This is a genomic window from Roseomonas mucosa ATCC BAA-692 (assembly GCF_000622225.1).
Lineage (GTDB): Bacteria > Pseudomonadota > Alphaproteobacteria > Acetobacterales > Acetobacteraceae > Roseomonas > Roseomonas mucosa.
Genome location: NZ_JHWD01000013.1, coordinates 77,794 through 94,926, shown reverse-complemented (window position 1 = coordinate 94,926; position 17,133 = coordinate 77,794). Strand labels below are relative to the sequence as shown.

Genomic DNA, 17,133 nt, shown 5'->3' with positions numbered 1-17,133 from the left:
ATACCGGGCCTACAGCGTCACCACGATCTTGCCGAAGACGCGGCGGCTTTCCAACCGGTCCAGCCCCTCGGTGAAGCGTTCCAGCGGGATCACCGTGTCCAGCACCGGCGTCATGCCGCCCGCCATCTTGGCCAGCCCGTCGGCCACGTTGCGCATGGAGGCGCCGAAGGAGCCGAAGATCCGGAGCTGGCGCTGGAAGATCATCATCAGGTTGGTCTCGGCCGAGACGCCGGAGGTCGAGCCGCAGGTGACCAGCCGCCCGCCCATCCGCAGCGAGAGCAGCGAGCCCGCCCAGGTCGAGGCGCCGACATGCTCGAACACCACGTCCACGCCACGCTTTCCGGTCACGCGCCGGGCGACGGTGGGAAAGTTCTGGGTGTTGTAGTTCACCACATGGTCGGCGCCGAGTTCCTTTGCCCTGGCGCACTTCTCGTCGTCGCCCGCCGTGGCGATGACGGTGCAGCCGATGGCCTTGGCCTCCTTGATCGCCACCGTGCCGATGCCCGAGCCCGCGGCCTGGATCAGGATGGTCTCGCCCGGCTCCAGCTTCGCGTTGTCGAACAGCATGTGCTCGACGGTGGAGAAGGTGATGGTGGCGCAGGCGGCGTCGTTGGTCGTGACATTCTCCGGCACGCGGATCAGCAGCCGCGCCGGGATGTTCACCAGCTCCTGCGCGAAGCCGTCGAGATGGAAGCCCATCACACCGCCGACATTCTCGCAAAGATTGTCGCGCCCCTCGCGGCAGGCCCGGCAATGGCCGCAGGTGAGCGCGCCATAGGGGGCCACGCGGTCGCCCGCCTTCCAGCCCGTCACGCCCCCGCCGGCCGAGACCACCTCGGCCACCGCCTCGGCGCCCGTCACCAGGGGCAGGTTGCGCTTGGCGAAGGCCATGCCGCGCCAGCCCCAGACATCGATGTGGTTCAGCGCCACCGCCAGCGGGCGGATCTGCACCTCGCCCGGGCCGGGCGGCGGGGGCGGGGCGATGTCGTCGATCCGCAGGTCGCGGTCGCCATGCAGGCGCAGGGCGCGCATCAGCGGGCACTCCGATTCACGTTGCGCATCTTCGATGCTTCACGATCGGGGTGTAGGCGGGCACCCCGATTCACGCCGCGCATCTTCGATGCTCCACGACAGGAGCGCATCAGCGCGGTTCCGCCGAGAGGACGAGGCAGGTGTTCTGGCCGCCGAAACCGAAGGAATTGGACAGCACGTGCTTCACCTGGGCATCGCGTGCCACGTTCGGCACCACGTCCAGGGTGATGCTCGGATCGGGCTCGTCGTAGTTGATGGTGGGCGGCAGGCGGCCGTCGCGGATGGTGAGCAGCGAGAACACCGCCTCCAGCGCCCCGGCGGCCGAAAGGGTATGGCCGATCATCGACTTGTTGGAGGAAATCGGCGGCGCGTCCTCGCCGAACACGGCGCGCATGCCCAGATTCTCCATCTTGTCGTTCTCGGGCGTGCCGGTGCCGTGCGCGTTGACATAGGAGATGTCCCCCGGCTTCAGCCCGGCATCGGACAGGGCCACGCGCATGGCCCCGATCACCGCGTTGCCGTCCGGGTTGGAACGGGTGCGGTGGAAGCTGTCGGCCCGTTCGCCGCAGCCGGAAACAAGGCCGAGGATGCGGGCGCCGCGCGCCACGGCGCTGTCGTAATCCTCCAGCACCAGCGCCGCCGCGCCCTCGCTCATCACGAAGCCCGCGCGGTTCTTCTCGAAGGGGCGGGAGGCCTTCTCCGGTTCCTCGTTGCGGGTGGACAGGGCCGAGAGCAGCGAGAAGCGGATCAGCGATTCCGGCTGCACCGTGCCATCCGCGCCCACCGCGATGCAGGCCGTGGCCTCGCCGCGCTGGATGGCCTCGACGCCGAGCTGGATGGAGGAGGCGCCCGTGGCGCAGGCGGTGGTGATGGCCACCGGTGCGCCGCGCGTGCCGAAGCGTTCGGCCAGGCGCTCGCCGATGCCGCCATAGAGGATGCGCTCGTGGATCTCCGGATGGCCGATCGCCGCGCGGGTCATCGCGGCATAGCCGGGGCCGGCCTCCCGGGCGAGGGTGAAGCGCTCCGGCCACTCCATCTCCACTGGCGGCATGCCGAGGAAGAGCGGGCCGGGGAAGCTGCCCGGCTGGCCCAGCGCGGCCATCTCCAGCGCCTCCTGCACGGCGATCGCGGCAATGCGCTCCACCCGGACGGGAGTGGAGAAGGGCTCGCGCCCGGCCTCCTCCGGGAGGTCTACCGTGCCGGCGATGCTGGTCCGCAGGTGCTCGGTCGGGAAGCGGGTGATCCGCCGCAGGCCCGAACGGCCGGCCAGCAGCGCGGACCAGCTTTCCGCCACGCCGAAGCCCAGCGGGGTGACGGCGCCGATGCCGGTGACGGCGACCAGGGGCCGCCCGCAATGGTCCTGCATGGCGCTCACGCCTCCGCTTTCGACAGGCTGGCCAGGGCCTCGCCGCGCCACTGGCCGAAGCCGGTGACGAGGATGCGATCGGGTGCGGCGGCCTCGCCCGTTCCGGCCTCCGGGTCCGCCGGGTCGATCGGCGGGTAGAAGCCGCCGCGCGACAGCGCCAGCGCCGCCAGGGCGGTGTTGACCATGAAGGTGCCTTCCAGCCCATGGCCGAGCAGGCTGCCGGTGCGGCGCGGCACCGCCGCCGCCACGCCATCGCCGAGCGAGGCCAGGAAGCGCTCTTCCTCGGCCCAGGCGGCGGGGGCGCCGGAGGCGCCGGAGATCACCGCACGGGCCGGGCCGCCCACCAGCGGCAGCAGCGCCGTGGCGGTTGCGGCGGACTGGCCAGGAGCGGAACGGCGGGCGGAATCCGTGGCCACGGCATCGAGCCGGGCGAGCGCCCTGGCGCCGCGCGCGCGGGCATGCTCGGCGGCTTCCAGCACGAGATAGGCGGCCATGGAGCCCAGCACCATGCCGCCGCCCTCGCGCTCGGAAAGGGGGCGGAACCCTCCCTGCCACAGCCCGCTGCGGGCATAGAGGATCAGCATGTCCCAGCGCGAGGCGGCGAAGCCGCCGCCGACCAGCGCGATCTCGCCGCGCCCCTCGCCGATCCGCGCCCGGGCGATGCGCAGCGCATCGGCCGCGGCCACCTCTTCCCCCATCAGGGTGCGGGAGGAGCCGGTGACGCCGTGCACGATGGAGATGTTGCCGGCCACGAGGTTGGAAAGCTGCGCCAGGAACAGCGTCGGCCGCAGGCCGGTGGCCAGCATCTCGTTCAGCCGGGCACCCCGGTCGCTGCTCTGGGCCAGTTCCGCGGTGATCTGCTCGTCCAGCGCGACGTCGCGCTCGCCGCCGCCGGCGGCCACCACCAGATGCGTCTCGCCCACCAGGCCGCGCGCCCCGGCATCGTCCAGCGCCAGGCCGGCGGCATAGGTGTTCAGCCGCTGCCAGGGCTCCATCTGCCGCTGGTCGCCGCGCTTGGGGATCTGCCGGTCGAGGTCCAGGGCGGGCAGGGGATGCACCGTCCAGGGCGCGAAGCCCGTTTCGTCCAGCACCGGGCGGCGATCCGACGCGTGCAGCACTTCCCAGTGCGCGTCGTTTCCTTCGCCCAGGGAGGTGACGAGGCCGATGCCGGTGATGACGACGTCTCGCTGGCGCATCAGCGGGGGGCTTCCTGGAGAGAGGAACGGGTGGCGGCCAACGCCGCGTCCAGGCCGATAGAAGCGGCGCGCTCGCGCATCGCCTGGGCCAGTTCCGGGGCGGGGAAGGGCATGATCCGCAGCATGATCTCGGCATCGCAGAGGCGCTTGCCGCCGCTCTCGATGCGCGCCGCCGTCACGGCATAGCCGGAGCCGTCATGCACGATCCGGGCGGTGACCTCGAGCTTCGCGCCCGGTCCCACGAAGGAGCGGAACTTCGCCTCCTTCACCGAGGAGAGGAAGGGCATCGCGGACAGCCCGTTGCGCGCCAGCAGCAGCCAGCCCGAGGCCTGGGCCATGGTTTCCACCAGCAGCACGCCCGGCACCAGCGGATGGCCGGGGAAATGCCCCTCGAAAACCGGCGAGGCCTCCGGCACGGTGCTTTCCACCGCGATGGCGTCGCCGTCGAAGGACCGCACCCGGTCCACCATCATGAAGTATTCCAGGCGCACCGGGCGTCCTCCGTCTCTGGCCATCCTTTCCGGCGATGCCGGGAAGCGCGGGCGTCAGGCGCTCTTGGCCGCCACCAGTTCCTCGACCCGGGCGGCGAGGTTCTTCATGACGAAGTACTGCTCGGCCGGGGCGGTGCCGGCATTCACGTCCTGCGTCCACTTCTCGACCGGCACCTTGATGCCGAACTCCTTGTCGATGGCGAAGACGATGTCGAGGAAGTCCAGGCTGTCGATGCCCAGATCGTCGATCACATGGCTGTCGGGGGTGATCTTGTCGCGCGGGACTTCGGAATTGGCGGCGATGATGTCGGCGATGCGCTCGAAGGCCGAGGCCATGGACGGCTCCTGAAAGGGCAAGGGTCGCCGCCCGTACCTCCCGGCCCGGAAAAATCCCGGGTGGGAAGACGAGGGCGTCGGTCGGAACAGGGGGCGGGTGATGGACCGGAATGGGGGCGGGTGTCCATAGGTCTTGCGGCCCCGCCCTTTTCGATGGGCACCCCGGGAGCCGGATGGCTCTTGCGGGCGCGCGGAGCATCCGGCCCTGGGCCGGTCGCCCTGGGCCGCCATCGCCCCCGGAAGCTTGAATTCGAATCCCGAACAAATGGCGCCGGGCATACGCGGCGAAGGCATGGGTTCCGGCGACATGATCTAGCCACGGCCGGTCCCTGGCCTCCGCCAGCCCTGTTGGGCCAGCACCCAGGCCTCCTGTTCCGCCGCCTCGATCGCCCTCGGCCTTGCCCGTCGCACCTGCGCGATGGCCTCTGGCGCCGACAGCCCCCGGGCCAGCAGCAGCGCCGCGGCCAGGGTGCCGGAACGGCCCCGGCCGCCCCAGCAGTGGATCGCCACCCTTTCCCTGGCATCGAGCCGTTCCAGGGTCTGGTCCGCCAGCGTCCGCCAGCCCTGGCCCGGGGCGGGGATGCCGCAGTCCGGGATGGGAAAGCGGACCCAGCCGATATGCGCGCGGGCGAGCCGCGCCTCCAGCGCCGTGGCATCGGGGAACTCGCCCGGCTTGCAAAGGCTGAGCAGCCAGTTCGCCCCCCAGCGCCGCAGGGCGGCCAGGTCGACGGCGAGATCACCGTAGCACCCCGGGCAATGGGTGACGGCCAGCGCGCCCGGCGGTGGCCAGGGCAGGGGCGTCAGCTCCGGGGGCGGCGTCCGGTTGGAATGGGGGCCGGTCTCGATGGCGGTGCGTCTCCCCGGGCGGTCAGAGGCCGGGCCGGGCCGGGGCGAGCAGGCGCAGGGCCCGGTCCGCCAGCAGGGCCAGCCAAGCGGTGAAGATGCCGCCTTGCAGCACCCAGGCGGGATTGCCGTTCGACAGCCCGACCACGATGGGCGTACCCAGGCAGCGCGCCCCGGCCACCGCCCCCACCGCCGCGGTGGCGATGGACAGCACCACCGCGATGCGCAGGCCGGACAGGATCACCGGCAGGGCAAGCGGAAGCTCGACCTGGAAAAGCTGCCGCGCCGGTCCCAGGCCAAGCCCCTGGGCGGCGTCGCGCACCGGGCCGGGCACGGCATCCAGCCCTCCGGCCGCCGCCCGCATCACCGGCAGGGCGGCGTAGAGCACCAGGGCCAGCAGGGTGGGCGCGGCACCGAAGCCCAGCAGCGGCAGGGCCAGGGCGATCACCGCCACCGGCGGCACCGACTGGGCCAGGGAGAAGAGCGCGTCCAGCAGCGGCCGCAGCCGGCGCCCGGTGGGACGGCTGGCCAGCACGCCTGCCGCCAGCCCCAGTGCCGTCGCCGCCAGGGCTGCGCCCAGCGACAGGGCGAGGTGGCTGCCGAGCAGGACGAACCAGCTTTCCGAGGTCCAGACCGGGCGCGACACCTCCGGGAAAAGGCCGCCCCAGAGCGCGCCCAGATGCGGCGCGGCCAGCAGCGCCAGCAGGAACAGCGCCGCCTCGGCCAGAAGGCGCGGCAGGCGGCCCCTCATGCCCGCGCCCGGTCCCCAGCCGGGGACAGCAGGTCGCCCAGGTGCAGGATGCGTGGCGGGCCGGCTTCCTCCGCCTCCAGCACGAGGCGATCCGTCCGCCGGTCCAGCATCAACAGCAGCGCCTGCTTCAGCGTGGCCTCCGCCGGCAGCAGGGGCAGGTCGCTTTCCCCGGGCTCCGCCACCGCCCGGGCATGGCGCCGGGCGGGCTGGGTGGCGAGGCGGTGAAAGGCCAGTGCCTCCTCGCCCAGCAGTTCGCGCACCGCGCCATCGGCCTGCCGTTCCAGCACCTCGGCCGGGGTGCCGCTGGCCACCAGCTTCCCGTCCCGCAGCACGGCGAGTTGGTCGGCCAGGGTCAGCGCCTCCTCCACGTCATGCGTCACGAAGAGGATGGTCTTGCCGGTGCGGGCATGGATGGCGCGCATCTCCCGCTGCAGGCTACGGCGGATGCTGGGGTCAAGGGCGGAGAAGGGCTCGTCCATCAGCAGCACCGGCGGGTCCGCCGCCAGCGCCCGCGCCAGCCCGACCCGCTGCGCCTGCCCGCCCGAGAGCTCGTGCGGCCAGCGCGCGGCGAAGCGCTCCGGATCGAGCCCCACCAGGGAAAGCAGCTCCTCCACCCGGCGGGCGATCCGCGCCGCGTCCCAGCCCAGCAGCCGGGGCACGGTGGCGACGTTCTCCGCCACCCGCCAATGCGGAAACAGCCCCACCGACTGGATCACGTAGCCGATCCCCCGGCGCAGCGCCTCCGGATCGGCCTGGGCGACGTCACGGCCGTCCAGCGTCACGCGGCCGCCATCCGGCCGCACCAGCCGGTTCACCATCCGCATCAGCGTGGACTTGCCGGAACCCGATTCGCCCAGCAGCACGCAGAACCGCCCGTCCCGGATCTCCAGGCTGACGGCATCCACGGCGCGGCGGGCGCCATAGGTCTTGGTGGCCCCCTCGAAGCGGATCATGCCGCACCGCCATGGCGCCGCGACAGCCAGGATTGCAGCGCCGCCAGCCCGGCATCCGCCGCCAGCGACAGCGCCACCACCGGCAGCACGCCGAGCAGGATCAGGTCCGTCGCCAGCTGACCGACGCCCAGGAAGACCAGCCGTCCCAGCCCGCCGCCGCCGATCAGCGCCGCCAGGGTGGCAAGGCCGATCGCCTGGATCACCGCCGTGCGCAGCCCGCCCAGCACGATCCCGGCGCCGAGCGGCAGCCGCACCCGCCACAGGATCTGCGACGGGCCGAGCCCCTGGCCGGTGGCGGCGTCCAGCACCGGGGCGGGCACGGCGCGCAGCCCGGACAGCACCCCCGCCGCCAGCGGCAGCAACAGGTAGCCGCCGATCGCCAGCACCGCCGGGGCCGGGCCGATCCCGCCAATGCCGAGGGCGCGCAGGACAGGAAAGGCGGTGGCGAGCGCCGCCAGCGGCGCCATCAGCAGTCCGAACAGGGCGATGGAGGGCACCACCTGCAAGCCGTTGGCGAAGCCCAGCAGCATGGCTTCGAGCCTGGGGCGGCGCAGCGCCAGGACCGAGAGCGGGACCGCCACCAGCGAAGCCAGCAGCAGCGAGGCGGCGGCGATGAAGACATGTTCCAGCAGGGCGCCCCGCAACTCGGCGCCGCGCGAGGCGGCCTCCCGCAGCAGGGAAAGGGAATCGAGCAGGCCGCTGCCCACCAGCAGCGCGAGGCCCAGGCCCAGGGCCAGCAGGAAGCGCCCCGGCGTGCCGCCCCGCCCGGCGGCGCAGCACCCCGCCGCCAGGGCGGACAGCAGCAGGCCCAGCCAGACCCCGGCCGCCGGAGCGGCACGGGCGACGGGCGAGGCCTCCGACAGGGCCGCCGCAGCCCCGAGGCCCGTGGCCGCCAGCATGGCGAGCACGGCGAGCGCCACCAGCGCCTCGGCCCAGGGCAGCAGCGCCGCGCGCCGGGCCAGGGCCGCGGCGACCAGGGCGGACAGCAGGAAGACCGCCACGGCCGCCCAGACCGGCGGCGTCAGCGGCAGCGCCACCGGGCGCGGCGAGATTAGCCGATTCGGCGCCACCGAGAGCCAGCCCAGCAGGAAGGGCGCGAGCGCCGCCAGGGCGAGGAGTACCCCCGCGGCCAGGGCCTCGCGCGGGATCGGGACCGGGGCCGCCCGGTCGCGGAGCGCCGGCAGCGCCGCGCTGCGCGCCATTCAGCGCGCCGCGCCGAGGTTGCGCAACTGCGCCTGCGCCACGTCGCGCGGGTTGGCGCCCTCCACCACGACCTTGGCGTTCAGCTTCTGGAGCACCTCCAGGCTGAGCGAGTCGAAGACCGGCTTGAGCCAGTCGCCCATCTTCGGATGGGCGTTGAACACCGCCTGGCGCACCACCGGGGCGGGACGGTAGACGATCTGGGCACCCTTGGGATCGGCCAGGACCTTCAGCTCCAGCGCCTGGATGGCGCCATCGGTGCCATAGACCATGGCGGCATTCACGCCGTTCAGCCGCTCCGCTGCCGCGCGCATCGTCACCGCCGTGTCGCCGCCGGCCAGGACCAGCAGCCTTTCGGGCGGCAGGGTGAAGCCATAGGCCTTCTGGAAGGCGGGCAGGGCGGCGGGGCTTTCCACGAATTCCGCCGAGGCGGCCAGCTTGAAGGTGCTGTCGCCGCCCTTCAGGTAGCGGGCGAGGTCCTCCAGGCTTTCCAGCTTCGCGTCCTTCGCCAGATCCTGCCGCACGGCGATGGCCCAGGTGTTGTTGGCCGAGCCGGGCGTCAGCCAGACCAGCTTGTTGCGCTCCAGGTCCAGCGCCCGCACCTTTTCCGCCCCGGCCTGCGGGTCATGCCAGGCGGGGTCATCCTCCATCTGGAAGAAGAAGGCGCCATTGCCCGTGTACTCGGGATAGACATCCACCTCGCCGTTCAGGATCGCGGCGCGCAGGATGCGGGTCGGCCCCAGTTGCAGCTTTCGCTCCACCGTCACCCCCTGCGCCTCCAGCGCCAGGGCGATCATCTGGCCGAGCAGGGCGCTTTCCGTGTCCAGCTTCGAACCCACCACGACCGGGCGCCCGGAGGCGGCCTGCGCGCGGGCGGACCGGGGCAGCAGGGCCGGCAGGGAAAGGGCAAGGCCGGCCAGGAGGACGGCGCGGCGGGAGAGGGCGGGGGTCATCCAGGGCTCCTCGCATCTCGCCCGGAGCCCCGGGCGGCATGGCGCGCCCACGGCGGGATGGCCGGGGACAGACGGTTACATAGCCCGTGGCCCTGCCGGCGGAAGATGGCACGAAGGCATCCGGCGCACACGCCTTTGCGATGACGCCGTTCCGGAGGCGGCTGGCCGTGGGATCCACCGCCCTGCGGCACGGGGCCCGGTACCCCCGGAGGAACTCGAACTCCGACGCCCTTCCGGGCCGCCGGTCCCAAGGCGGTTCCCCGGTCACGAATATTGGTAGGGGCGGCCGGACTCGAACCGGCAAGCCTGTGAAGGCAAACGATTTTGAGTCGTTCGTGTCTACCGTTCCACCACGCCCCCAAACGCCGGGGAGGCGCCCGCGATGGCTGCCGGCCACCTCGGAGAACCCCCGTCGGCGGCGGGAGATTTACGGGAAGCGGGGGCGCAGTCAACCGCGGCCGGGCCGGAGAAACGGCTTGTCCCCCAAGGACATCCGGCCCTCCGCAACCACGGCAGGGGGCGGGTGCTTTCCAGGCTGTCCCGGCGTGGAGGCGAGAGGCGGATGGTGGGTTTCATCGGGCGCTGGCTTTCCGATTCGCTGCGGATCGGGCTGGCCCTGGTCCTCGGCGTGGCGGCGATGCAGATCCCGGCGCTGACACATGCCTATGACGCCGCCTTGCAGCAGGTGAGCCAGGATGCGCGCCGCGACATCGAGCAGCGCAAGGAAAAGGCGCGGCAGTTCTACGGACTGGCGACGGACACGGACGAGGGCGTGATCGGTGCCCTGCGGCAGGCCGAGCCCTCGAATGCCGAAGGGCTGGCTGTTTCGGTCGCCAAGGCGGAGGCGCTGCGCCGGGCGCATGAGCGGATCGGGAGCGCGCCGCCGCTGTTGCAGCCGCTGGACGCGGCCTGGGACCTGATCAGCGAGCCCGATGCCGACAAGCGCGCCGTGCTGCGGACGGCGATGGACACCCACGTGCCGCAGCTCATCCTCGGCAGTGCCGCCGCCACCTACGGGCTTTGCGGCCTGGTGCTCGGCCTGTTCCTGGCGCAAGCCGTGATCTCGCTGCCGGGCAGCCTCGCCCGGCGCAGGCGGCGTCGTCACTTGCCCACCTGACGGAGCGGACGCAGCGTTGCGGCCATGATTCGCCGCTCCTCCCTGTCGCTGGCCGTGCTGGCCGCCGCAGCGCCCTTGGCCGCCCTGGCGTCCGAGACCTTCATGGGCCTCGCACCCTGCGCCCTCTGCCTGTGGCAACGCTGGCCCTACTGGGTGGCGGTGCTGCTGGCGCTGTTGGCGGCTCTCCTGCGCTCGCGCGGCCTGCTGGTCCTGGCGGCCCTCGCCGTGCTGGTGTCGGGCGGTCTCGCGGTGCTGCATATCGGTGTGGAGCAGCAATGGTGGCCGTCGCCCCTGCCGTCCTGCCAGGCTCCCACGGCCTCCCTGGGCCTGAGCGTGGATGACATGCTGAAGGCCATGGCGGCCAAGCCCGACAAGCCCTGTGACGCGCCGACCTACCTGATCCCAGGGCTGCCCGTTACCATGGCTCAGTTGAACCTGCTCTACGCGCTCCTGCTGGGCGGTTTCGGACTCCAGGGGGCGCTGCGCCGCCACGCCTGACCGGTTCCGGTCCGGGAGCGGGGTGCCGCCGACACGGGCCGCCGGGTGCCTGCCCAGACATATCCATCCGGCAATCCTGGGCAGTCATTGGCCGCCGGGCGGCCCGTCCGATAACGTCCATTTTTTTCTTCGGAACGACAATAAGCTTCGGAAGAGGCTTTATGACCCATAATCATGCGGCGTTTTGGAACATAGTAGGAACGTTTTGGTACCTTTAACCCGCGAAAACGTGAAATTCACGAATTGATGATTAATTTCTCTCGTAATCGTGTTCGTAAGTGCTACCTATGGTTGCAAGCGGATGAGAGATGACACCTAGGAAGAGTGTCCATTTCTGCCCCGCACGGAAGAATTTTGTCCTTCAGCACAACCATAGGTTGCAAAGATGGCCAGCACGACGGCTTCCCGCGTCGGGGATTTCATCGACTCCCTCGGTGTCAACATCCACTCCCAGTTCTATGACACGCCCTACTACGACATCGATCAGGTGCTGGCCTCGCTCCAGTACCTGGGCATCGGCAACGTGCGCGACGCCGCGGGCTATGCCTCGCTGCAGCTCGACCGCCTGGCCTACCTGGGCGAGAACGGCATCAAGCTCGACATGATGGTGGGCGTTCAGGGCGACACCTACGCCAACCAGTTCGCCCTGGTAGAGAAGCTCGCGCCCTATCTGCGCAGCCTGGAGGGGCCGAACGAGGTCAACTACTGGGAGGCCACGCTGGACGGCGTGGGCGGCATCGCCGGCGCCCGGGCGGTGCAGAAGCTGATCGCCGACTATGTGAGCTCCAGCGCCGCGCTGAAGGACGTGCCGATCATCAACTTCAGCGTCGCGGCCTCGGATTCCGGCAGCTTCGCGGCCTATGGCGACAACTCGGCCAATGCCGATTACGGCAACGCGCATATCTACTACGGCGGCGGCGCGACCTCCTACTCCGTGCTCAGCACCTACGTGCCGATGGCCAACCAGATGAATCCTGGCCAGCAGATGGTCATCACGGAATCCGGCTACCCGACGCAGACCTCCGGCGCCGGCAACCAGGGCGTGAGCGAGGCGGTCCAGGCCAAGTACACGCTGAACCTGCTGCTGGACACCTACAAGCTCGGCTACAAGGCCACATACCTCTACGAGCTGGTGGATTCCTTCCAGGACTCTACCGACACCAACCAGGAGGCGCATTACGGCCTCTTCAACTATGACTGGTCGGCCAAGCCCGCGGCGATGGCCATCCACAACCTGACCACGATCCTATCCGACACCGGCAGCACCTCGGACAGCTTCACCACCGGCACGCTGGGCTACTCGGTTTCGGGCCTGCCGGCCACGGGCAACACGCTGCTGCTGGAGAAGTCCTCCGGCACCTACGAGCTGGCCGTATGGAACGAGCAGAAGCTCTGGGACAGCACCACCCTCACCGAGATCGCGGCCAAGAGCACCACGGTCACCGTGACGCTGGACCACGTCTTCGGCACCGTGAAGGTCTATGACCCGCTCCTCGGCACCGACGCCCAGAGCACCTACTCGAATGTCAGCCAGCTCCAGATCAGCCTGACCGACCACCCGCTGGTCATCGAGATGGCGGATGCCAAGAGCGTCGCCATCCCGCCGGACAGCAGCACCACGACCGACGCGCACACGATCACGCTGAAGCTGTCGGGGGACAGCTGGCAAGGCGATGCCCAGGTGAAGGTCTTCATCGACGGCGTGGCGATGAGCGACACGGTCACCGTCGCCGCCCAGCACGGCAGCGGCCAGACCCAGGACCTGACCCTGAGCGGCCACTGGGATGCCGGCGCCCACACCATCTCGGTGCAGTTCCTGAACGACGCCTATGGCGGCGCCGCCGGCACCGACCGGAACGCCTATGTCGACCAGATCCTCGTGGACGGCAACGAGCTGCTGACCAGTGCCTCCTGGCTCACCTACAACCGCACGATCGACTATGCCGTCTCCCTGACCGACCAGATCGTGGCGGGCAAGACGCCGGTCACGGTGAGCAGCGCGGTGAGCACCACCCTGGCATCCACCGCGGACAACCTGGTGCTGACGGGCTCGGCGGCGCTCAAGGGCGTCGGCAACGCGCTGGACAACGTGATCACCGCCAACGACGTGGGCAACAACCTCTACGGCAAGGACGGGGCCGATACGCTGAACGGCGGCGCGGGCAACGACTACCTCGACGGCGGCACCGGCGCGGATCACATGGCGGGCGGCGCGGGCAACGACACCTACAAGGTGGACAATGCCGGCGACGTGGTGACAGAGGCCGCCAATGCCGGCGACGACCGGGTCTATGCCTCGATCAGCTATACGCTGACCGACAATGTCGAACGCCTGAACCTGACGGCCGAGGGCCTGACCGGCACCGGCAATGCCCAGGACAACGTCCTCTACGGCAGCGACGGCGCCGACACGCTCAAGGGCATGGCCGGCAACGACGTCCTCTACGGCAATGCCGGCAACGACACGTTGGAGGGTGGCGACGGCAACGACACGCTGAATGGCGGCACCGGCGCGGACCACATGGCCGGCGGCGCCGGCAATGACGCCTATATCGTGGACAATGCCGGCGACGTGGTGGTCGAGGCCGCCAATGCTGGCGACGACCGGGTCTATGCCTCGATCAGCTATACGCTGACGGACAATGTCGAACGCCTGAAGCTGACGGCGGAGGGCCTGACCGGCACCGGCAATGCCCAGGACAACCTCCTCTACGGCAGCGACGGCAAGGACGTGCTGAAGGGCATGGCGGGCAACGACACGCTCTATGGCTATGCCGGCAAGGACACGCTGGCCGGCGGCGCCGGCAATGACGTGCTCTTCGGCGGTGCCGGGGCCGATACCTTCCTCTTCCAGAAGAGCGATGGCGCCGGCCGCGACACGGTCGTGGACTTCAGCCATGCGGAGGGCGACGTCATCCAGTTGCTGGGCTTCGGCGTGGACAGCTGGGCCGAGGCCCATGCCGCGATGAAGCAGTCCGGCACCAGCGTCGTCATGACCCTCGACGGCGGGGAGAGCGTCGTCTTCAAGAACATGACCGTCGCCGGCTTCCACGCCAGCGACTTCCTGTTCAGCTGAGGCTCAGCAGGCAGAACCCGGGAGGCGCCTGTCCCATGGCCGGGCGCCTCCCGCGCGACAGGGTGTCCCGTCAGCTTTCCAGTTCGCTGTCCCAGTACAGGTAGTCGCGCCAGCTCTGGTGGAGGTAGTTTGGCGGGAAGGCCCGACCGTTATCCTGCAACTCCCAGGAGGTGGGCTGGCGCGGCGTCACGCGCGGGATCATCTGGCAGTCCCGCGGCAGGCGGGATCCCTTGCGCAGGTTGCAGGGGCCGCAGGCGGTCACGACATTCTCCCAGGTCGTCCGGCCGCCGCGGGAGCGGGGGATCACATGGTCGAAGGTCAGTTCCGGCGTGGGAAAGCCATCACCGCAGTACTGGCAGGAGAAGTGATCGCGCAGGAAGACGTTGAAGCGCGTGAAGGCCGGCTTGCGCGCCGAGGGAATGTATTCCCGCAGGGCGATGACGCTAGGCAGCTTCATGGTGAGAGTCGGAGACCGCACCTCATGCTCGTATTCGCTGAGCACCGAGACACGGTCCAGGAACACGGCCTTCACCGCGTCCTGCCAGGACCAGAGCGACAACGGATAATAGGAAAGCGGCCGAAAATCCGCGTTCAGCACCAGTGCTGGGAAAGTTTGACCACCGTCAGGCAAGTGTGGCTCCCCATCCCGGAGGGACGGGACCACCAGCGCTGGGGCCTGTCCGGACGATCAGGCCCCAGATGAAGTGGCGCCGTCCGATGTGTGTGGCTGGTTTGCCATGCGGTGGGCCACGCCGCAACAGCTTGTGCCGCAAAGGTCACGAAGGCTTCATGCAACGCCGCAGGAAGGCCGCGCCCGCCATCATGCCTTCCGGCGAGATGGTGTGGTCCACCCCCGGCTCGAACAATGCCTCCACCGGCACGCCGAACTGCCGCAGCCGGAGTGCGGCGCGGCGGGAGGCCTCGGCCGGGACCACGGGGTCAACCTCACCATGCACCAGCAGCACCGGCGGAGGCGGGCGCACCAGTTCCCGCTCCAGCCCCTCCGGGTCCAGCAGCGCCCCGGCATAGGCCAGGATGGCGGCGGGCGGATGCGGCAGGCGGAGCCCGGCATGCAGCGCCATCATCGCGCCCTGGGAGAAGCCGAGCAGCACCAGCGCCCCGGAATCCAGCCCCAGCCTGTCCAGCCAGAAGGCGATGCGCCGCGCCAGCAGCGGCGCGGCGGCCCGGATGGCGGGCACCAGCACGGCAGGGCGGCGGTCTTCCAGCGAGAACCATTGCCGGCCGAAGGGCGCGCCGTCATAGGGCTCCGGCGCATCCGGCGCCAGGAAGAGCGCATCCGGCAGGACCCCGCCCAGGGCGGGGGCGAAGGGCAGCAGGTCGTCGCCCCGGGCTCCAACGCCGTGCAGCAGCAGCACGAGCTGGCGGGGCGTCCGGCCAGAGGGCGGGCCCCAGCTCCGCGCCGGGCCACGCCCTGGCTCCGGACCTTCCGGCAGGATGTTGGAACTCTCCTGCGCCATTCCATCTTCTCCTTCCTCGCTTTCCCCGGCTCGTCTTCTCCTGGGCAGGGAGCGGCTATAGAGCCTGCCCCGCCTGCCCGGCGTTCAGGACCCTCCGATGCCCCGCGAACCCCATCCCGCTCCGTTGGACCAAGGCATCGCCATATCCGCAGCCGGCACGCATCGCGGCGGAGCGGCGTCATGACAGCGGAGGTGGTCACACGCTTCGCCCCGAGTCCGACGGGCTACCTGCATCTCGGCCATGTGCGCTCGGCCCTGCAAGGCTGGCGCGCGGCGCGGCGGGCGGGCGGGCGCTTCCTGCTCCGCATCGAGGACATCGACCCGACCCGCTGCCGCCCCGAATACCGCGCGGCAATCGGGGAGGACCTGCGGGCGCTTGGCCTGGACTGGAATGGTCCGGTGCGGGTGCAGTCCGAACACCTGCCGGAATACCGCCTGGTCCTGAACAGCCTGGCGCGGCGCGGCCTGCTCTATCCCTGCTTCTGCACCCGCGCGGAGATCGCGCGCGAGATCGCCCACAGCGGCGCGGCCCCGCATCCGGGGGAGGCCGGGCCGGAGGGGCCCGCCTATCCCGGCACCTGCCGCCGGCTGGATCCGGCGGAACGCGCCCGCCGCCTGTCGGCCGGGGAGCCGCACGCGCTGCGGCTGGACATGCCGGCGGCCCTTGCCACCCTGGATGGCCCGCTTTCCTACGCGGAACAGGGACATGGTCGGGTCCGCTGCGACCCGGCCCGTTTCGGCGACGCGGTGCTGGCCCGCAAGGACGCCCCGGCCTCCTACCACCTCTGTGTCACGCATGACGACGCGCTTCAGGGCGTGACGCTGGTGACGCGGGGCGAGGACCTGCGGGCCGCCACCGACATCCACCGGCTGCTGCAGGCACTGATGGGCTGGCCGGAACCCCGTTACGCCCACCACCCGCTGCTTCTCGGGCCAGATGGGAAGCGGCTGGCGAAGCGGGACGGCGCGAAGCCGGTGCGGCAACTCCTGCGGGAAGGCTTGTCACCCCGGGAGATCCTGGCCCTGGCGGAAGGCTCCCCGGCAGGAGGGGCGACGCCTGCCGCTTGACGGGATGGGGGGAAGTATGTCCCCCCTCCGCGCATGGTTCCGCACCACACCACGCCGCCCTCGGCCGAGGATATCGCCAGCCTGGCCGAAACCGCCCTCTGTGCCCTGCCGGAGGAGCTGCGCGTCTCCGTGCGCAACCTCGCCATCGCCGTGGAGGAGGTTCCTGACGACGAGACGCTGGAGGAGATGGGACTGGAGCATCCCTGGGAGCTGACCGGCCTGTACCGCGGCGTGCCGCTGACGGAACGCTCCACCGGCGACCTGCCGCGGGAGCCCGATATGATCACGCTGTACCGGGAGCCGATCCTGGTCGAATGGGTGGAAACCGGCGAGGATCTCTTCCGTCTGGTGCGGAACGTCATCATCCATGAGGTCGGCCACCATTTCGGTTTCTCGGACGAGGAAATCGCCCGGCTGGAAGGCGAGGGGGACGAGGCCGCGCCGGGCTGACGCCGCCCCGCCCCGGAACGGGCCGGGAGCCCGGCGCCGGAGCCAAGCACCCGCCCCCTGTTCCTCAGACCGGGTTCTTTGGCGAGCGCCCGGCCTCGTCACGGCGGGGGTCGGTCCCTTCCTTGCCGATGCCGTAATCCTCGTCGGTCCGTTCCTGCTTCTGCCGGTCGGACTGCTCCTGCCCCTCGTTCGGCAGGTTCGGGTCGTCGCCCCAGCTGCGCTCGTTCTGGCGCTGCGCGTGCTCCCAGTCCGCGCTGTGGTCGATCGGCTTCTTCGGGTTGTTCATGCCTGTTCTCCCTGGAGACATGTTCCGGTAACGCGGCAG

At 70.7% G+C, this 17,133-nt stretch carries 18 protein-coding genes and 1 tRNA gene; 5 read left to right on the top strand and 14 right to left on the bottom strand.

What is annotated here, in order from left to right:
* Positions 1 to 9: 9 nt before the first annotated feature.
* From BT98_RS0114310 to BT98_RS0114260, 11 genes are all read right to left on the bottom strand, one after another.
* The gene (locus BT98_RS0114310; protein ID WP_019461200.1) at positions 10 to 1,032 is read right to left on the bottom strand and encodes a zinc-binding dehydrogenase; all 1,023 of its coding nucleotides are present in this window, start codon (positions 1,030 to 1,032) and stop codon (positions 10 to 12) included.
* A gap of 109 nt (positions 1,033 to 1,141) precedes the next feature.
* Complete coding sequence (locus tag BT98_RS0114305) at positions 1,142 to 2,398, bottom strand: beta-ketoacyl-ACP synthase (protein ID WP_019461201.1); 1,257 nt, start codon at positions 2,396 to 2,398, stop codon at positions 1,142 to 1,144.
* Positions 2,399 to 2,403: 5 nt separating this feature from the next.
* Positions 2,404 to 3,594, bottom strand: coding sequence for a beta-ketoacyl-ACP synthase (locus BT98_RS0114300; RefSeq protein ID WP_019461202.1), 1,191 nt, complete (start codon positions 3,592 to 3,594; stop codon positions 2,404 to 2,406).
* Positions 3,594 to 4,109: a 3-hydroxyacyl-ACP dehydratase FabZ family protein gene (locus BT98_RS0114295; protein WP_202801197.1), complete on the bottom strand. Its 516-nt coding sequence runs from the start codon at positions 4,107 to 4,109 to the stop codon at positions 3,594 to 3,596. Before BT98_RS0114295 ends, BT98_RS0114300 begins: the two co-directional genes overlap by 1 nt.
* A 30-nt stretch (positions 4,110 to 4,139) precedes the next feature.
* Positions 4,140 to 4,421 carry an acyl carrier protein gene (locus BT98_RS0114290; RefSeq protein ID WP_019461204.1) on the bottom strand — a complete coding sequence of 94 codons (282 nt, stop codon included), beginning with the start codon at positions 4,419 to 4,421 and terminating at the stop codon, positions 4,140 to 4,142.
* 312 nt (positions 4,422 to 4,733) lie between these two features.
* Positions 4,734 to 5,192 carry a phosphatase domain-containing protein gene (locus BT98_RS28110; RefSeq protein WP_390890112.1) on the bottom strand — a complete coding sequence of 153 codons (459 nt, stop codon included), beginning with the start codon at positions 5,190 to 5,192 and terminating at the stop codon, positions 4,734 to 4,736.
* Positions 5,193 to 5,289: 97 nt separating this feature from the next.
* Positions 5,290 to 6,015, bottom strand: a complete 726-nt coding sequence (locus BT98_RS0114280) for an ABC transporter permease (protein ID WP_019461206.1) — start codon at positions 6,013 to 6,015, stop codon at positions 5,290 to 5,292.
* Positions 6,012 to 6,968: an ABC transporter ATP-binding protein gene (locus BT98_RS0114275; RefSeq protein WP_019461207.1), complete on the bottom strand. Its 957-nt coding sequence runs from the start codon at positions 6,966 to 6,968 to the stop codon at positions 6,012 to 6,014. The genes BT98_RS0114280 and BT98_RS0114275 overlap by 4 nt, the downstream gene beginning before the upstream one ends.
* Entirely contained in the window at positions 6,965 to 8,170 is a 1,206-nt protein-coding gene (locus BT98_RS0114270) for an ABC transporter permease (protein WP_019461208.1), read from the bottom strand. Before BT98_RS0114270 ends, BT98_RS0114275 begins: the two co-directional genes overlap by 4 nt.
* On the bottom strand, positions 8,171 to 9,121 hold the full coding sequence (osmF, locus tag BT98_RS0114265; protein ID WP_019461209.1) for a glycine betaine ABC transporter substrate-binding protein OsmF: 951 nt from the start codon (positions 9,119 to 9,121) through the stop codon (positions 8,171 to 8,173).
* Positions 9,122 to 9,395: 274 nt separating this feature from the next.
* A tRNA-Leu gene (locus BT98_RS0114260) sits at positions 9,396 to 9,481 on the bottom strand.
* Between the two features lie 202 nt (positions 9,482 to 9,683).
* On the opposite strand from BT98_RS0114260, the gene BT98_RS0114255 reads away from it, so the two are divergent.
* The 3 genes from BT98_RS0114255 to BT98_RS26190 all read left to right on the top strand — a co-directional run bounded on the left by BT98_RS0114255 (position 9,684) and on the right by BT98_RS26190 (position 13,812).
* On the top strand, positions 9,684 to 10,238 hold the full coding sequence (locus tag BT98_RS0114255; protein WP_019461210.1) for a DUF2937 family protein: 555 nt from the start codon (positions 9,684 to 9,686) through the stop codon (positions 10,236 to 10,238).
* 24 nt (positions 10,239 to 10,262) lie between these two features.
* Entirely contained in the window at positions 10,263 to 10,736 is a 474-nt protein-coding gene (locus BT98_RS0114250) for a disulfide bond formation protein B (protein WP_019461211.1), read from the top strand.
* Positions 10,737 to 11,121: 385 nt separating this feature from the next.
* Positions 11,122 to 13,812, top strand: coding sequence for a carbohydrate-binding domain-containing protein (locus BT98_RS26190; RefSeq protein WP_019461212.1), 2,691 nt, complete (start codon positions 11,122 to 11,124; stop codon positions 13,810 to 13,812).
* A gap of 70 nt (positions 13,813 to 13,882) precedes the next feature.
* Here the strand turns inward: BT98_RS26190 and BT98_RS0114240 are convergent, their stop codons facing one another.
* Both BT98_RS0114240 and BT98_RS0114235 read right to left on the bottom strand, forming a co-directional pair.
* Positions 13,883 to 14,443, bottom strand: coding sequence for an HNH endonuclease (locus BT98_RS0114240; RefSeq protein WP_026033204.1), 561 nt, complete (start codon positions 14,441 to 14,443; stop codon positions 13,883 to 13,885).
* Between the two features lie 145 nt (positions 14,444 to 14,588).
* Positions 14,589 to 15,290, bottom strand: coding sequence for an alpha/beta hydrolase (locus BT98_RS0114235; protein ID WP_019461214.1), 702 nt, complete (start codon positions 15,288 to 15,290; stop codon positions 14,589 to 14,591).
* Positions 15,291 to 15,470: 180 nt separating this feature from the next.
* Here BT98_RS0114235 and gluQRS point away from each other — a divergent pair, with 180 nt between their 5' ends.
* Complete coding sequence (gene gluQRS, locus BT98_RS0114230) at positions 15,471 to 16,358, top strand: tRNA glutamyl-Q(34) synthetase GluQRS (RefSeq protein ID WP_027297252.1); 888 nt, start codon at positions 15,471 to 15,473, stop codon at positions 16,356 to 16,358.
* Between the two features lie 33 nt (positions 16,359 to 16,391).
* The gene (locus BT98_RS0114225) at positions 16,392 to 16,808 is read left to right on the top strand and encodes a metallopeptidase family protein (protein ID WP_019461216.1); all 417 of its coding nucleotides are present in this window, start codon (positions 16,392 to 16,394) and stop codon (positions 16,806 to 16,808) included.
* Between the two features lie 64 nt (positions 16,809 to 16,872).
* Here BT98_RS0114225 and BT98_RS0114220 read toward each other — a convergent pair whose 3' ends face one another.
* A complete protein-coding gene (locus BT98_RS0114220; RefSeq protein ID WP_019461217.1) occupies positions 16,873 to 17,094 on the bottom strand; it encodes a hypothetical protein in 222 nt (73 codons plus the stop codon).
* Positions 17,095 to 17,133 lie beyond the last annotated feature (39 nt).

Bases quoted from the DNA above. Each gene is read 5' to 3' on its own strand.
- BT98_RS26190 (WP_019461212.1), top strand. From the start codon at position 11,122: ATGGCCAGCACGACGGCTTCCCGCGTCGGGGATTTCATCGACTCCCTC.
- BT98_RS0114305 (WP_019461201.1), bottom strand. From the start codon at position 2,398: ATGCAGGACCATTGCGGGCGGCCCCTGGTCGCCGTCACCGGCATCGGC.
- BT98_RS0114235 (WP_019461214.1), bottom strand. From the start codon at position 15,290: ATGGCGCAGGAGAGTTCCAACATCCTGCCGGAAGGTCCGGAGCCAGGG.
- BT98_RS0114275 (WP_019461207.1), bottom strand. From the start codon at position 6,968: ATGATCCGCTTCGAGGGGGCCACCAAGACCTATGGCGCCCGCCGCGCC.
- BT98_RS0114250 (WP_019461211.1), top strand. From the start codon at position 10,263: ATGATTCGCCGCTCCTCCCTGTCGCTGGCCGTGCTGGCCGCCGCAGCG.
- BT98_RS0114300 (WP_019461202.1), bottom strand. From the start codon at position 3,594: ATGCGCCAGCGAGACGTCGTCATCACCGGCATCGGCCTCGTCACCTCC.
- osmF (WP_019461209.1), bottom strand. From the start codon at position 9,121: ATGACCCCCGCCCTCTCCCGCCGCGCCGTCCTCCTGGCCGGCCTTGCC.
- BT98_RS0114270 (WP_019461208.1), bottom strand. From the start codon at position 8,170: ATGGCGCGCAGCGCGGCGCTGCCGGCGCTCCGCGACCGGGCGGCCCCG.
- BT98_RS0114225 (WP_019461216.1), top strand. From the start codon at position 16,392: ATGGTTCCGCACCACACCACGCCGCCCTCGGCCGAGGATATCGCCAGC.
- BT98_RS0114280 (WP_019461206.1), bottom strand. From the start codon at position 6,015: ATGAGGGGCCGCCTGCCGCGCCTTCTGGCCGAGGCGGCGCTGTTCCTG.
- gluQRS (WP_027297252.1), top strand. From the start codon at position 15,471: ATGACAGCGGAGGTGGTCACACGCTTCGCCCCGAGTCCGACGGGCTAC.
- BT98_RS0114220 (WP_019461217.1), bottom strand. From the start codon at position 17,094: ATGAACAACCCGAAGAAGCCGATCGACCACAGCGCGGACTGGGAGCAC.
- BT98_RS0114310 (WP_019461200.1), bottom strand. From the start codon at position 1,032: ATGCGCGCCCTGCGCCTGCATGGCGACCGCGACCTGCGGATCGACGAC.
- BT98_RS0114255 (WP_019461210.1), top strand. From the start codon at position 9,684: ATGGTGGGTTTCATCGGGCGCTGGCTTTCCGATTCGCTGCGGATCGGG.
- BT98_RS0114295 (WP_202801197.1), bottom strand. From the start codon at position 4,109: ATGGCCAGAGACGGAGGACGCCCGGTGCGCCTGGAATACTTCATGATG.
- BT98_RS0114290 (WP_019461204.1), bottom strand. From the start codon at position 4,421: ATGGCCTCGGCCTTCGAGCGCATCGCCGACATCATCGCCGCCAATTCC.